At 66.5% G+C, this 14,377-nt stretch carries 10 protein-coding genes and 2 pseudogenes; 9 read left to right on the top strand and 3 right to left on the bottom strand.

Annotated elements, in window-relative coordinates; all coding sequences use genetic code 11:
- Positions 1-158: 158 nt before the first annotated feature.
- The 3 genes from B4N44_RS06680 (at position 159) to B4N44_RS06670 (ending at position 5,080) form a co-directional block, all read left to right on the top strand.
- Positions 159-1,802, top strand: coding sequence for a hypothetical protein (locus B4N44_RS06680; RefSeq protein ID WP_296698316.1), 1,644 nt, complete (start codon positions 159-161; stop codon positions 1,800-1,802).
- 312 nt (positions 1,803-2,114) lie between these two features.
- Positions 2,115-3,944, top strand: a complete 1,830-nt coding sequence (asnB, locus tag B4N44_RS06675) for an asparagine synthase (glutamine-hydrolyzing) (protein ID WP_296698313.1) — start codon at positions 2,115-2,117, stop codon at positions 3,942-3,944.
- Positions 3,945-3,946: 2 nt separating this feature from the next.
- Positions 3,947-5,080: a glycosyltransferase gene (locus tag B4N44_RS06670; RefSeq protein ID WP_296698348.1), complete on the top strand. Its 1,134-nt coding sequence runs from the start codon at positions 3,947-3,949 to the stop codon at positions 5,078-5,080.
- A 52-nt stretch (positions 5,081-5,132) separates the two neighbouring features.
- On the opposite strand, the pseudogene B4N44_RS06665 reads toward B4N44_RS06670, so the two are convergent.
- Both B4N44_RS06665 and B4N44_RS19895 read right to left on the bottom strand, forming a co-directional pair.
- Positions 5,133-5,519 (bottom strand): annotated as a pseudogene (locus B4N44_RS06665) (type II toxin-antitoxin system VapC family toxin); the annotation flags it as partial.
- Positions 5,519-5,830: an antitoxin gene (locus B4N44_RS19895; RefSeq protein ID WP_414718119.1), complete on the bottom strand. Its 312-nt coding sequence runs from the start codon at positions 5,828-5,830 to the stop codon at positions 5,519-5,521. The pseudogene B4N44_RS06665 and the gene B4N44_RS19895, both read right to left, overlap by 1 nt.
- Here B4N44_RS19895 and B4N44_RS19800 point away from each other — a divergent pair.
- The 3 genes and pseudogenes from B4N44_RS19800 to B4N44_RS06645 form a co-directional block, all read left to right on the top strand.
- A pseudogene (locus B4N44_RS19800) lies at positions 5,829-6,083 on the top strand (type II toxin-antitoxin system VapC family toxin); the annotation flags it as partial. The gene B4N44_RS19895 and the pseudogene B4N44_RS19800 overlap by 2 nt on opposite strands.
- Before the next feature lie 103 nt (positions 6,084-6,186).
- Positions 6,187-7,959: a metallophosphoesterase family protein gene (locus B4N44_RS06650; protein ID WP_296698309.1), complete on the top strand. Its 1,773-nt coding sequence runs from the start codon at positions 6,187-6,189 to the stop codon at positions 7,957-7,959.
- A 100-nt stretch (positions 7,960-8,059) separates the two neighbouring features.
- Positions 8,060-9,109, top strand: coding sequence for a class I fructose-bisphosphate aldolase (locus B4N44_RS06645; protein ID WP_296698307.1), 1,050 nt, complete (start codon positions 8,060-8,062; stop codon positions 9,107-9,109).
- Between the two features lie 359 nt (positions 9,110-9,468).
- Here the strand turns inward: B4N44_RS06645 and B4N44_RS06640 are convergent, their stop codons facing one another.
- A complete protein-coding gene (locus tag B4N44_RS06640) occupies positions 9,469-10,638 on the bottom strand; it encodes a glycosyltransferase (RefSeq protein ID WP_296698304.1) in 1,170 nt (389 codons plus the stop codon).
- A 232-nt stretch (positions 10,639-10,870) separates the two neighbouring features.
- On the opposite strand from B4N44_RS06640, the gene B4N44_RS06635 reads away from it, so the two are divergent.
- Genes B4N44_RS06635 through B4N44_RS06625 form a run of 3 tightly spaced genes read left to right on the top strand, consistent with a single transcriptional unit; the run spans position 10,871 to position 14,345 of the window.
- Positions 10,871-12,208, top strand: a complete 1,338-nt coding sequence (locus B4N44_RS06635) for an O-antigen ligase family protein (RefSeq protein ID WP_296698301.1) — start codon at positions 10,871-10,873, stop codon at positions 12,206-12,208.
- Positions 12,205-13,242 (top strand): glycosyltransferase family 9 protein, encoded by a 1,038-nt coding sequence (locus tag B4N44_RS06630; RefSeq protein WP_296698298.1) that lies wholly within the window; start codon positions 12,205-12,207, stop codon positions 13,240-13,242. Before B4N44_RS06635 ends, B4N44_RS06630 begins: the two co-directional genes overlap by 4 nt.
- Positions 13,239-14,345 (top strand): glycosyltransferase, encoded by a 1,107-nt coding sequence (locus tag B4N44_RS06625; RefSeq protein WP_296698295.1) that lies wholly within the window; start codon positions 13,239-13,241, stop codon positions 14,343-14,345. The genes B4N44_RS06630 and B4N44_RS06625 overlap by 4 nt, the downstream gene beginning before the upstream one ends.
- Positions 14,346-14,377: the final 32 nt, after the last annotated feature.

Below are 14,377 nucleotides of genomic sequence, written 5' to 3'. Positions count from 1 at the left end.
GCTAAGGTCAGTAACAGTATCCGGACGCGTATCCGATCAGTGCCGGGGCAGCCGTTCGACACCGCGACTCGCGGTCCCGACCCCGCCGTCATCAGGTCCCATCCGGATGCCGTCACCACCGATTCCGGTGCCGTCTCAACATCGCCAAGGAGGTCTCCATGAACCTTCGCGACATTTCAGCAGTGTCTTGCGGTTTGCTCATGGTCATGTCGCTGGTTGCCGCGGCTGCCCCCGAGCAACCGATCGCCCCGTTACTCGAGGGCATGGGTAATCACCATCACGACATCACGACCGACTCGCCGCAGGCGCAGCGCTATTTCGATCAGGGGCTCGTGTTGTCATTCGGTTTCAACCACAAGGAGGCCGCGCGCTCCTTCCGCCAGGCGCAGACCCTCGACCCCGCATGCGCCATGTGTTTCTGGGGCGAGTCGTTGGTGCTCGGCCCCAATATCAACGCGGGGATGGACGTGGCCGAGAATCCCCGCGCCTATGCCGCCGTGCAACGTGCCCTGGCCCTCAAGGACTCGGCGACCGAGCGCGAGAGTGCCTACATCGAGGCACTCGCCGAGCGCTATGCCGAGCAGGCACCCGATGACCGCAGCGCACTCGACCAAACCTATGCGAAGGCGATGGGCAAAGTGGCCGAGCGCTTTCCCGACGACCCGGATGCGGCGAGCCTCTATGCCGAGGCCCTGATGGACACCACGCCCTGGGACTACTGGGAGGACGACGGCTCGCCCAAGCCCGTCACCCGGACCATCCTCGCGACACTGGAGAGCGTGCTCGCCGAGCACCCGAATCACCCGTTGGCTAATCATCTCTACATCCACGCCGTCGAGAAGGTCTATCCCGAGCGCGGCATCGCGGCGGCGGATCGGCTACGCGACCTGGTACCGGGCGCCGGTCATCTGGTGCACATGCCGGGGCACATCTATATCCGTGTCGGGCGTTACGCAGAGGCGGTGCTCGCCAACGAGAAGGCCATCGTCGCCGACGACGCCTACATCGCGCAGTGCCATGCCCAGGGTCTCTACCCCGTAGCCTACATGCCGCACAACCACCACTTCCTCGCCGCGGCGGCGAGCTTTATCGGGAAGAGCGGGAAGGCCCTCGATGCTGCGCGGCACACGCAGGCCCACCAGGATCAGCAGCTCATGCGCGAGGCCGGTTATGCAACCCTGCAGCATTACTGGGCGCTGCCCTACTTCGTGATGGTGCGCTTCGGCCGATGGGATGCGCTCCTCGCCGAACCCAAGCCGGCGGAGGATCTGATCTACCCGACCGGTATTTGGCACTTTGCCCGAGGGCTGGCACAAGCGCGCGCGTTCGATCTGGACGAGGCGAGGAAGTCGCTTGCTGCGCTCACCTGGATCGCCAACGACCCCGAGATGTCGGCCACTCGGATCTGGGAGACCAACACCATGGCTCAGATCCTCGCGATCGCGCGTGAGGTGCTCGCCGGGGAGATCGCGATGGAGGATTGCCAGCCGGATGCCGCAGTCGAGCATTTCGCAACCGCGGTACGTCTCGAAGACGAACTGACGTACGTCGAGCCCTCGGACTGGTACGTGCCGGCGCGCCACCACCTCGGGCTGGCACTGCTCGCCGTGGAGCGCCCGGCCGAGGCAGAGGCGGTGTACCGCAAAGATCTCGAGATCTACCCGGACAACGGCTGGTCGCTGGTCGGGTTGGAGCAGAGTCTGGCCGTCCAGCGAAAAACGGCGGAGGCCAAGGATATAAGACTGAGGTTCGAGCGGGTCTGGGCCAGGGCCGATGTCGAGATCGAAGGCTCGCGCCTTTAGGCGCGGGTGTCCGATCAAGCACGTCCGGAGGCACAAGGGTCACAGCTCACCGCGGCCTCTCTCAAGCTCCGGTTGCGGGGCTGATCCTGCTGCTTGATGCCGGAGTTCGGCCCAGGCACCGATACCCCCGGCAGTCGCGGCGTCGATCGGCGCATTGGCCTTGTCAGGGCCGATCGGCTCGTCCGACAATGGCGGAAGCCGACGAGGTCGTCGTGCCCAGATCAGGATGCACCAGGCCAATGACTCGGATCCCCGCGCTGCCATGGAATTGACCCAGACCCCGCATCACACTCGCTCCGCGTCGACCCGCTGATGTGCGGGATCGCGGGTTTCATGCTGCGAGACGGCGTGCGTCCGGATCCGAGCGCGCTGCGGCTGATGGCCGCGGCCTTGGCTCATCGCGGCCCGGACGATCACGGCATCCATTGCAACGGCCCGGTCGGGCTGGCGCAGACACGGCTGTCGATCATCGGGCTCGCCACCGGGCATCAGCCGATGGTCTCGGCAGACGGGCAGCTCGCGCTGGCGGCCAACGGCGAGGTCTACAACTATATCGAGCTGAATGCGGCGCTGCGCACACAGGGTCGCGAGCCGCGCACCGACTCGGACTCCGAGACTATACTGCACGCCTATGCCGTGCGCGGGCTGGATTTTCCCGACGAGCTGCGCGGCATGTTCGCCTTCGCGCTCCACGATGCGCAGGCCGGGAGGCTGATCCTCGGGCGCGACCGGCTCGGGATCAAGCCGCTCTTCTACGTGCGGCTGCCCGACCGCATCGCCTTCGCCTCCGAGATCAAGGCGCTCCTGCCGATCCTGCCGGAGCAACCGCGCGTGAATCCGGTCGCCTTGCGGCAATTTCTGCAGAATCAGTTCGCGAGCGGCGAGGAGACCATCCTCGAGGGCATCCGACGGGTGCCGCCCGGCGAGATCCTGATCGTCGATCGGGATCTGCGCATCGAGCACAGACGCTACTGGTCGGCGCTCGACCTCGCACCCCGCACGATCGGCCTCGACGAGGCGCAAGCGGAACTGGACGGCCTCATGCACGCGGCCATGCGCGAGCATATGCGCTCTGACGTCCCCTTCGGTCTCTTTCTCTCGGGCGGGGTGGATTCCGCGGTGCTGGCCGCACTGCTGCACACCCACGGCGCCGGTCGCATCAAGAGCTTCTCGGTCGGCTATCGCGGCACGGCGATGGCGCACGAGCTGGACGAGGCCGCGCGTGTCGCGGCGTATTTCGGGCTGGATCACCGCCCCCTGGCGCTCGAGCTCGATCAGGTCTTCGCACGCATCCCGCACACGGTCTGGGCGGCCGACGAGCTGATGCGCGACTACGCCAACCTGCCGACCTCGATTCTGGCCCAGACCGCCGCGGCCGATCTGAAGGTGGTCTTCTCGGGCGAGGGCGGGGACGAGGTCTTCGCCGGCTACGGCCGGTATCGCCCGCCGCCGGCCGAACGCTGGATCAAGGGCCTGTTGAGCCCGGGCAGCGGCGGTTTCCGCACCCGTGGTCAGTGGTCGGGACACTGGTCGCGACGTCTGCTCGGGCCGGCGCTCGGGTCGATCAAGGCGCCGGATCGCGCGCCCTTTCTCCATGCCTGGCGGTCGACCCCGAGGCGCTGGTCGGACCTGCAACGGCGCCAATACACCGACCTTGTCACGGCCCTCCCGGACAACCTGCTGGTGAAGACCGACCGCATGCTGATGGGCTTCGGGTTGGAGGGACGGGTGCCCTTCCTCGACCATCGCATCGTCGAATTCGGCCTGTCGCTGCCCGATGACCTCAAGGTCCAAGGCCAGCAGGGCAAATGGCTCCTCAAGCGCTGGGCCGAGCCCATGCTGCCGCCGGGACATCTGACGCGCCCCAAGCGCGGTTTCCATGTCCCGGTCGGCGACTGGCTGACCGGCAATGTCGCGGCCCGTGTCGGCGAGCGTCTGGCGCGCAGCCGGGGTATCCGCGAGTGGTTTCGCGCCGAGTCCATCCCGGCCCTGGTCGCCGCCCGTCAGGCCGCCAAGGGCGGCAGTCGCGAGCTGTTCGGTCTCATGCAGTTCGCCATCTGGCATCGGCTCTTCATCGAGCAGCCCGGGCTCGCACCCTCGCCCGACGAGGACCCCTTGGATTGGATCGCGAGCAGCACCTGACCATGGCGACGACCGCCCCACGGATTGCCTGCTTCTTCTCGACCTCCGGTCACAGCGGGGTCGACCGTGCGGCCAAGCATCTGATTCCGGCCTTGGCGCGTCGTGGCTATCGGGTCGATCTGCTCAAGGTCCGTCGGCACGGGCCGCACCTGGACGCAATCCCGGACGGGGTCACGGTGGTGGATCTGGGCTCGCGGCATACCTATGCCTGCGTGCCTGCGCTGGTGCGTTATCTGCGCTGCGAGCGCCCGGCCGTGATGCTCTCGGACAAGGATCGGGTGAATCGCACCGCACTGCTTGCCGGCTGGCTCGCCCGCCAACTCGCAGGGAGGCCGACGCGCCTGGTCTTCAGCTCGGGGACGACCATCTCGATCGATCTGGCGACCCGCGGCGCGCTCGAGCGCTGGGTACAGCGCACTTCGATGGGCCGGCTCTATCCCTTCGCCGATCAGGTGATCGTGACCAGTGCCGGCGTGGCCGACGACATGGCGAGCTACACCGGCTTGCCGCGCGAGCGCATCCGCGTGGTGCCTTCGCCCGTGGTGCCGGCGTCCCTCTTCACGGAGAGCTTGGCACGTCCGGATCACCCCTGGCTCGGCCGGTCCGACGTGCCGCTGATCTTGGGCGCAGGCGAGCTGTGCGGACGCAAGGACTTCGAGACCTTGCTGCGTGCCTTCGCACGCGTGCGGACACAACGCCCCTGCCGCCTCATGATCCTGGGCCAAGGCCGTGCCCGCGAGCGCCTGCTCGCGCTCGCCGCCGAGCTGGGCGTGGCCGAGGATGTCGCCCTGCCCGGCTTCGTCCCCGAACCCTACGCCTTCATGGCCCACGCCGATCTCTTCGCCTTTACCTCGCGCTGGGAGGGACTCGGCTTCGTCATCATCGAGGCACTCGCGGTCGGCACACCCGTGGTGGCGACCGATTGCCCGAGCGGCCCGCGCGAGATCCTCCAGGACGGACGCATCGGCCGCTTGGTGCCGGTCGGCGACGCTGCCGCCTTGGCTGCGGCCATGCTGCAGACCCTGGACGCACCGCCGCCCGAGGCGCTCCTTCGGGACGCCGCCCGACCCTACGAGATCGAGGCGAGTACCGATGCCTATCTGGATGCCATGCGGCTGCCGCGACGGGTGGGGTAGGGCGATTGGTTCTTTCGGATCGTTCGCGCAACATCCCTCGGCGAGGAGTTGCATCGACCATCAATCCATCGACCCGCTGGAATTCGCCCGGGTTATGGGTGACCAGCGTGCAACCGAGATAGTAGGCATGCGCAGCAATCAGGAGGTCGTTCGATCCGATGGGTATCCCTTTCCCCTCCAACGCATGACGAATCTCGGCAGAGGCCCTGGTTGCCTCTTGCGGCCAATCCAGCACCAGGCAGTAAGCCAAGAAGTCCACCAAGGCCGCCGTATTGTCATTCCGTTGCCGACCTTTGCAGACGCCGAATCGCAGCTCCGCCAAGACGATGGCGGAGATGCCCGCCTCTCCGATCGCCACTCGTCGCAGTCGAGCCTGAACCTGCGGCGGATGGTGTTTCATGGTGTAGATGCAGGTGTTGGTGTCGAGCATCCAACGCATCAGAGGTTATCTCTGGTTCGAGGGAGCGGATCGTCGATGGTGTCCGGAAAATCCGCCGAGAGCCGCCGTCCTCGTGCGAAATAGTCATCCCGGGAGCGTGGTTTGGGCGTCAGGACGAGGCTGTCCCCCTCACGGCGAATCAGCACCTCCTCGGCATCGATCTCGAGGTCGCGGGGCAACCGAACGGCCTGGTTGCTCCCGTTGCGGAATAGACGTGCGGTGCGTTGCCGGGAGGTGTCCGATACGGATGGAGGAGGCAGCCTTTGGCGAGCAGGCGGATGCCGACGTCGGCAAGCTCTTCCACGGCGCATGAAACTGCTGCTCGACACCCGGGTCATGCTGTGGTGGTTGCTGGGCGATTCGCGGTTGCGACAGCAGACGCGAGAGCTCATGACGACAACGGCTTGCATGGTTTCCGTGGCCAGCGTTTGGGAAGTGGCGATCAAATACCGCTTGGGAAAGCTCGCGGTTGACCCCGTCACCTTCCGCGATCAAAGTCTTGACGCCGGTGCTTCGTTGTTGATGATCGACGATGCACATGTCATCGAGACGGGGAGCCTCCCCGGCTTTCACGAAGACCCATTCGAGCGATTGATCATTGCTCAGGCACGCACCGATGGTTTGATGCGACATCCTATCCGGATTGCTCCTGGCAAGTGCCCGCGACATGATTGCCGAACCCACCGAGGATCAGCCCATCACACCCGAGCTCCTCACCGACCCCTATCTGCAGCGCCCGACCGACGACTCGGTCGAGATCGCCTGGGTCACCGAATTCGCGGGCCGTCGCCACTGGCTCCTCTACGGTGCCGACGTCGCGGAGGTCGCGGTCGAAGACCTTGTTCGCCTCGCAGAGGATCCCCGCGGTGCCGAACTCGCCGTTCGGGTGTCCGAGGCCATCACCGTTCGACTCTCGCGCATGCGCGAGGACGGTGATTCTCGTCCCCCGGCGGATTCGCCGAACGGCCCGGTCGAGCGACCGCTCTGGCGGCATGCCGCGCGGGCAGACGGGCTTCGGCCGGGCGAGCGCGTCCCCTACCGGGTGCTCAGCCTCGACGACTCGGGTCGGACGGTGCCGAGCGACCTGTTCACGCTCGCGCCCAAACCGCCGCCTGGTCGGTCCGTGAAGATCCTGCTGACGTCGGATCACCAGACGCTGCCCATGACCCCCGCCAACCTTCAGAAGGTCGAGGAGACCCTCGGACGGGTCGATGCCGTCTTCGTCGTCGGCGACCTGGTCAATCACCCGGATCGCGCCTCCCAGTGGTTCGACGACGCTCGCGGGACGGCCTTCTTCCCGGCCCTGCAGGGCCGCGCTTCGGCCGTCATCAAAGACGACCGGGGACGCGAGACACGCTATCGGGGCGGGCGCCTGATCCAATACGCCCCGGTTTACACGGTCATCGGCAACCACGAGGTCATGGGGCGGTCGCTGCCCGGCAGAGGTCTTACTGACGAATTCAACGCAGCCGTGCCGCGCAAGGTCGCCGAGACGGCCTACGACAGGCGTGCGTGGGAGATCAATCCGAGCGGCGATCCGGAGATCCGCGCGCGATGGATCAAGGACAACAGCTTCAACCTCGACAGCTATCTGGAGCTCTTCACACTGCCGGATGAATCCTCCGGCGGCGAGACCTACTGGGCCGAGACCTTCGGCGACATCCGCGTCGTCGGACTCTTCGTCACCCAGATCTGGCGCACGCCCAAGCTGGACGCCGCTCGCCCGGGCCGCTATCGCGAGGTCGGCCCGCTCCCGGACGACCCACTCGACCAAGGCTGGGGACAGCACATCTTCGAGCGGATCGACCGCGGCAGCGAACAGCTTGCGTGGCTCGAACGCGAGCTGGCGAGTCCCCCATTTCGAAACGCGAAGTATCGCGTCGTCTTGATGCATCACCCCATCCACAGCCTAGGCGCCAACAGCTCGCCGCCCTTTACCGATCCGATGCGCATCGAAGAGCACGACACGAACGGGACACTCACGGGCGTGCGCTACGAGTATCCGCGCTCGGACGATCATCTGGTTCGGGACCTGGAGCCGCTGCTTCGAGAGGGCGGTGTGCAGCTGGTCGTGAATGGACACTCCCACCTCTGGAATCGCTTCTTCGATCAAGGGGTGCACTATCTGGAAACATCGAATGTCGGCAACAGCTTCGGGGCCTTTCATGTCCGCAGCGGACAGAGCCGCTCGGTCCCGCCGCAACCCCGGGACCCCGCAAACGCCGCCGCTCGGGGCGACCCGAACGGGCTCGAGCCCATTGCGCCGAACATTGCACCCGAAACCGACGGCGACCAGGTCCTGCCCTACATCGCAAGCAATCGGCTCACAGTCTTCTCGATCCTCGACACCGCCGACGGGTCGGTGACCAGCTATGCCTTCGACACCGGCAGCCCCGATTCGGAGGTTCGGACGGTGGACCGGTTCACCCTGAAGCCATGAGGGCCCGAAACGTTCAGCTCCTGCGCGCGAGCCGATGCCGATCGGCGCGACGACGAACCGAAATTTCCATTTCGATCACCGGACACGACGGAGAGAGCAAATGACCGATGTCGCGAGTGTGTTGGCGGACGAGGCCGAGGACCTCTTAGGACACACGTGCCGGGGGATCCCCAAGTCAATGCTGCACCTACCCGGACCAGACTTCGTGGACCGGGTGATGATGGGGTCGGACCGCAAGCCAGGGGTACTGCGCGGCTTCGGGACCTTACTCGGACACGGCCGCTTGGGGGGCACCGGCTACCTGTCTATTCTGCCCGTGGACCAGGGGGTGGAGCACTCGGGCGGGGCATCGTTCGCCCCCAATCCGCTCTATTTCGACCCGGAAAACATCGTGCGGCTGGCTATGGAAGGCGGCTGCAACGCGGTGGCCTCCACGCTGGGCGTGCTCGGCTCGGTGGGTCGACGCTACGCCCACAAGATCCCCTTCCTGGTGAAGCTTAACCACAACGAGATGCTCACCTACCCGACCATCTATGACCAGACCATCTGGGCCCGGGTAGAGCAGGCCTTCGACATGGGTGCGGCCGCGGTGGGAGCCACCGTCTATTTCGGCTCGGCCGAGTCCAGGCGCCAGCTCCAGGAGATCAGCGCCGCCTTCGCCCGCGCCCATGAGCTGGGCATGGTCACGGTGCTGTGGGCCTATCTGCGCAACGCCGCCTTCAAGCACGATGGAACCGACTATCACGAGGCCGCGGATCTCACCGGTCAGGCCAATCACCTGGCCGTCACCATCGAGGCAGACATCGTCAAGCAGAAGCAGGCCACCCGCGACGGGGGTTACACCGCCATCGGGTTTGGCAAGACCCATCCGCGGGTCTACTCGGAGCTCTCCGGCAGTCATCCCATCGATTGGGTGCGCTACCAAGTGGCCAACTGCTACATGGGTCGGGTCGGCATGATCAACTCCGGAGGCCCCTCCGGTCAGGACGACCTGCACCAAGCGGTGCGCACGGCGGTGATCAACAAGCGGGCCGGGGGCATGGGGCTGATCTCCGGACGAAAGGCCTTCCAGAAACCCATGAAAGAAGGGGTGCGGCTTCTGAATGCCATCCAGGATGTCTATTTGTCGCCCGCCGTGACGATTGCGTGAGCCTCGGGAAATCGCGACGATCAGCCGACGAAAGCGGTCTATCCAGGCCGGCGCGGGAAAAGGAACGCTAGAGATCGTGAACGGTCCGCGCCGCCGGGAGTATGGGCTTGATAAACGCGTAGAAGCGCGTCCAGGTCAAGGAGCGACATTGGCTGCGCCGGTTGAGCCATTGGAACGACAGGCCCGTCGCGGCGTCGAGGTAACCCGACACGCCCCGGCTCATGCCGCTCACACCGTAAGCGTCAGAGCAATGGCCGCCAAGTGAAGCCGCCGGCCCCGGCGTGGCCGCTGAATCATCCGTGACCGGTACCTGTCCGTGGGCAGGAAACATCCCTCGACGGGCTCGGACTCCTATCGGATCACACTTCGGCGATCAGCCCGAAGGCCGCGAGATAACGCCGTGCGCTGATGTCCATCCGATACTCCTGCACCGCTTCCTTCAAGACATCGGGCGGCGGCGGATCGCGCAGGGTCTCTTCCATCGCGGCCGCCAGCGCCTCGACATCGCCGACCGGCACCAGTGCGCCGAACGCGCCGTCGCGGGTGATCTCCCGCGGTCCGCTGCGGCAATCGGTCGAGACCACGGGTGTGCCCAGGGCGAGCGCCTCGGTCAGGACATTGGGCGAGCCTTCCCAGAGCGAGGAGAGGGCAAAGAGCTTGGCGCGCGCCAGGAACCGGTAAGGATTGGGCTCGAAGCCGGGTAGGGCCACGTCGTCCGCAACGCCCAGATCCCGCGCGAGGCGCAGGAGGCGCCCCTGCTGGCGGCCCTGTCCGAGGATCATCAGCCGACAGGGCAGACGCGCATGCAGCAAGGCAAACGCCTTGATCAGGGTCGCGAAGTCCTTTTGGGTCCGTAAGCCGCCGACGCCCATGATGACCGGCGGCTGGTCGGTGCCGAACCAGGGGTGATCCAGCGGCTCCCGGGCCTGTGCATAGAACTCGGGCGTGATGTTGGGGTTGCGCACCACCCGGATGCGGCTCGGGGCGATGCCCGTGACCTCGGCGATGTCGGCTGCGACCCCTTCGGACACGGCGACGACCCCGTCGGCCCGCTGAAACAGGCTCCGCAGCTCGCGCTGCTCCCACCAGCGTTTGAGCCGATTCTTCCCGCGCGCACGCCAGCGCTCGGACATGGTGGTGCCGGGGCGCAGGAAGTAGCGAGTATCGGTCGAGGAGGCCGCCTTCACCGCGAGCGCGATGCGATCGTCCTCGGTCTTGGCCGACAGGACAACGGAGGGTCGACGACGCTCGACATACTCGGCGAGGAAGTGTTGTCGCTCCCGCAGCGGGACACGGCCGAGCGCATGGAGTGTCACCGTCGCCGGTAGACTGTCCAGAAAGGGCGCCTCGCGCCGGCCGACCACGAAGTCGACCGGCACACCCCGATCGGCGATCCCGCGGGCGATGTTGACCATCATGCGCTCCACCCCGCCGTCGCCGAAGCTCGGGATGAAGAGACAGACCGGGCGCGACGCCGAATTCGGCAAGGTTTCGGTGATGGGTTGATTCGACGAGTGGGTGACGGGCATTAAGCGTCCTCGACACGGCGGTCGCATCGGGCCGAGTCTTATGTTGGATGTCGAATTGTTCGGGCAGTGCGGTCGGATCGACGCGGGCAGCTCGGCGCTTCGGAGGCTGACGATGCACCGCCGGCAACGTCCATCGTGGCCCGCGCAGCGGTGCACTCGAGTGCGCGATCGCGCGTATCATACCCGTCCCGAGGCGACATCCTCATCCCGAGAACCCGTCGAGACGCAGCCCTTGCCCGATACGCCCCGCATCAAGCCGAGTATCGCGCCGACCGACGGTTGGTCTCGCGCCGGTCTCGTCGGCCTCTATGTCTTTGCCTTCTTCGGGCTGCTCGGGATCACGCCGGCCACCGTCGGCCTGGTCTTGCTGAGCCTGGTCTTCCTGATCCGATTCGACGCCTGGCGCCGCCTCGCGCGGGATCCAGTCGCCCTGCTGGCCCTGGCCTTCGGTCTCTATGTCGCCGTGCACAGCGCGATCACCTATTTTTCGGAGCCGACCCCGGCGCTGTCGCAGGCCGTCATCGACAACGCGACGGATTGGGTAAAGCTGCTGCTCTTCATCCCCCTCGCTTACTGGGCCGCCGGGCGGCCGGATCGGGTTCGGTTGATTCTGATGCTCGGGCTCGCGGGCTTCACCCTCGCCACTTTCCGCAAGATCGACTGGGCGACCTTCGACGCCACCTTCTTCTCGACCCGGTTCGATGCCTACCTTCCGTCGATCTCCTTCGGCATGTTCGCCGGGCTCGGTGCGCTCGGACTCCTCGCAACCCGTCATGCCTTTTGGGCCGTGCGCAACCGACCTTGGCGGCGCTGGCTCGCGGTGACGCTCTGGGCCATGTGGCTGATGATCCTGTTGGAGGGCCTACTCCTGTCGCAGTCGCGCGGCTCCTGGCTCGCCTTCCTCGGCGGGCTGGTGGTCTTGATACTTCTGGAATGGCGGGCGCGACGGACGACGCCGGCAACGCCGACACGCCGACGTTGGCCGCCGATCCTGCTGGTCGCCGCCGCTCTCGGGGTCATCCTGTCGAGTCAGTATCAAACCATCGAGATGCGCCTCACCGACCAGACCGACACCCTGCAACAGGTGATCAGCGGCGATGTGACCGAGGTGACCTCCGATCCGGTCGGCCTGCGTGTCAATGCCCTGCTCTTCACCGTCGAGAAATGGCGCGAACGCCCCTGGTTCGGCTGGGGTGCAGGCACCAGCCGCGAATGGATCGCCGCGAGCGGACGAGCGGACACCCTCATGGACAACGTCGATTGGCTGCCGCACCTGCACAACGCCTATGCCGAGACCCTGTTTCAGTTCGGCAGCGTCGGTTTGCTGCTGGCGGTCGCGCTCGTCTGGGCGCTGGTGCGCTCGACCGGCAACGAATGTCGCGCCGGACGCCTCCCCGCAGATCTCTGCCGACTCTTCCTGGTCACGCTCGTCTTCGTGCTGATCTGGAATCTGTTCAACTATCGCGTGGTGCGCAGCGACTGGATGGTCTTCTGGATCCTGCTCGTCGGCGCGGCCTACAGCTTCCGTCTCGCAAAGCTGACGGAGCCGCCGGGGGACGATCGCGGGTGAAGATCCTCGTCGTCAGGCTCTCGGCGATCGGCGACATCGTCTTCGCCTCGCCCCTGATCGCGGCCCTGCGACGCGCCTATCCGCAGGCGCATATTGCCTGGCTGGTGCAGCCCGAGTATCGCTCCCTGCTGGACCGACATCCTGATCTGGACGAGGTCGTCGTCTGTCCGCTCGGCCACTGGCGGCGCCTGTGGCGCGAGCGGCGACTGCGCGAGCTGATGTCCGGTATCTCGGCACTGCGGACGACTCTGCGCGAGCGGCGCTTCGACCTCGCCATCGACCTGCAGGGATTGCTCAAGAGCGGCGCCTTGACCCGGCTCTCGGGTGCTCGCGAACGGATCGGTCTGGGCTCGCGCGAGGGCAGCCAATGGCTGATGACGCGCACGGTTCAGCGCGGCGGGGATCCCCGGCGTATCGGATCGGAGTATCTCTATCTGGCACAGACCTTGGGTCTGCCGGCGGATGACTTCGCGATGGCCGTGTATTACGGCGAGACCGAGGCAGACTTCGCCGATCGGGTCATCGCCGAGCATGATTTGAGCGACGGCTATGCGGTGCTCTGCCCCTTCACGACGCGTCCGCAAAAACACTGGATCGAGGAGCGTTGGGCACCGCTGGCTGCGCGCATCCAGGCGGATCTCGGCCTGACGCCGGTCTTGCTCGGCGCTCCGGCGGATCGCGAGGCCGCGACGCGGATCAGCGATGCCGCCGACACTTCCTTGGTCGACCTCACGGGTCGCACCAGCCTCATCGAGGCCGCGGCCTTGATCGAGCGCGCATCGCTCCTGATCGGCGTGGACACCGGCCTGGGTCACATGGGTATCGCCTTCGGCACCCCGAGCCTGCTCCTCTTCGGCTCGACCTGTCCCTATCTGGACACCACCCGCGCCAACGCGCGGGTGCTGTATCACAAGCTCGACTGCTCGCCCTGCAAACGTCGCCCGACCTGCGACGGGGCCTTCACCTGCATGCGTCTGATCACGATCGACGAAATCCTGGACGCGGCCCGCGGCGTGCTCGGGGCTGCGCCGTGAGGATCCTCCATGTCGAGGGCGGACGTCACCTCTACGGCGGGTCCTATCAGGTGCTGCACCTGCTGCGCGGGCTTGCCGCGCGCGGTCACGAGAATCTGCTCGCCTGCCCCGCCGAATGCGCCTTGGCGGAGGCCGCTGCGCCCGTTGCGCGGGTCTATGGCCTTCGGATGCGCGGCGATTTGGACCTGGCGATGGTCATGCGTCTGAGACGCCTGATCCGTGCGAGCCGACCGGATCTGGTACATCTGCACAGCCGCATCGGTGCCGACGTCATGGGCGGCATCGCGGCCCGCCTGAGCGACGTGCCGGTCATCCACACCCGCCGGGTCGACAACCCCGAGCCGCGCTGGCTGGTCGCGCTCAAGTACCGGCTCTTCGATCGCGTGGTGGCCATCTCGGAGGGGATTCGCGACGTGCTGCTTGCCGAGGGGCTGCCGGCTGAGAAGCTGCGGGTCGTGCGCAGCGCGGTCGATTACGCCACCTACGCCCGCCCCTGCGCACGGGCGTCGATCGCCGCCCGGCTCGGGGTGCCCGAGGATGCCCTCCTGATCGGCGTCGTCGCCCAACTGATTCAGCGCAAGGGGCACGCCGATCTGATCGAGGCGCTGCCCCCGTTGATGGATCGCTATCCGAGCCTGCGGGTGCTCTTCTTCGGAAAGGGGCCGCTTGCGGATGCGCTCGAAGCACAGATCAACCGGAAGGGTCTGACCGGACGTGTCCGGCTCCTCGGTTTCCGCGACGACCTCGCCGAGCTTATGCCCTGCCTGGATCTCCTCGTCCACCCGGCGCGCATGGAGGGGCTCGGCGTCTCCTTGCTCCAGGCCGCAAGCGCCGGCGTGCCGATCGTCGCGAGCCGCGTCGGCGGCATCCCGGAGGCCGTGCGCGACGGCGAGAACGGGCTTCTGGTGCCTCCCGGCGACATTGCGGCATTGAGGACCGCGCTCGAGGCCCTGCTCTCCGACCCCGATCGTCGCCGAAGACTCGGCGCAGGCGGACAGGCCCTGATGGCACGCGAGTTCTCCATCGACGCCATGGTGAACGGCAACCTCGCGGTCTATCGGGAGCTGTCGCGCGAAGCTGCGCTGCGCTCCGGGCCGGGGTAACGAATTTCCTCTTGACCTTGCTACAGTCGCTT

Origin of the sequence: Thiocapsa sp. UBA6158, assembly GCF_002423035.1 — a bacterium.
Taxonomy (GTDB): domain Bacteria; phylum Pseudomonadota; class Gammaproteobacteria; order Chromatiales; family Chromatiaceae; genus Thiocapsa.
This window is presented reverse-complemented; position numbering and strand designations above follow the sequence as displayed.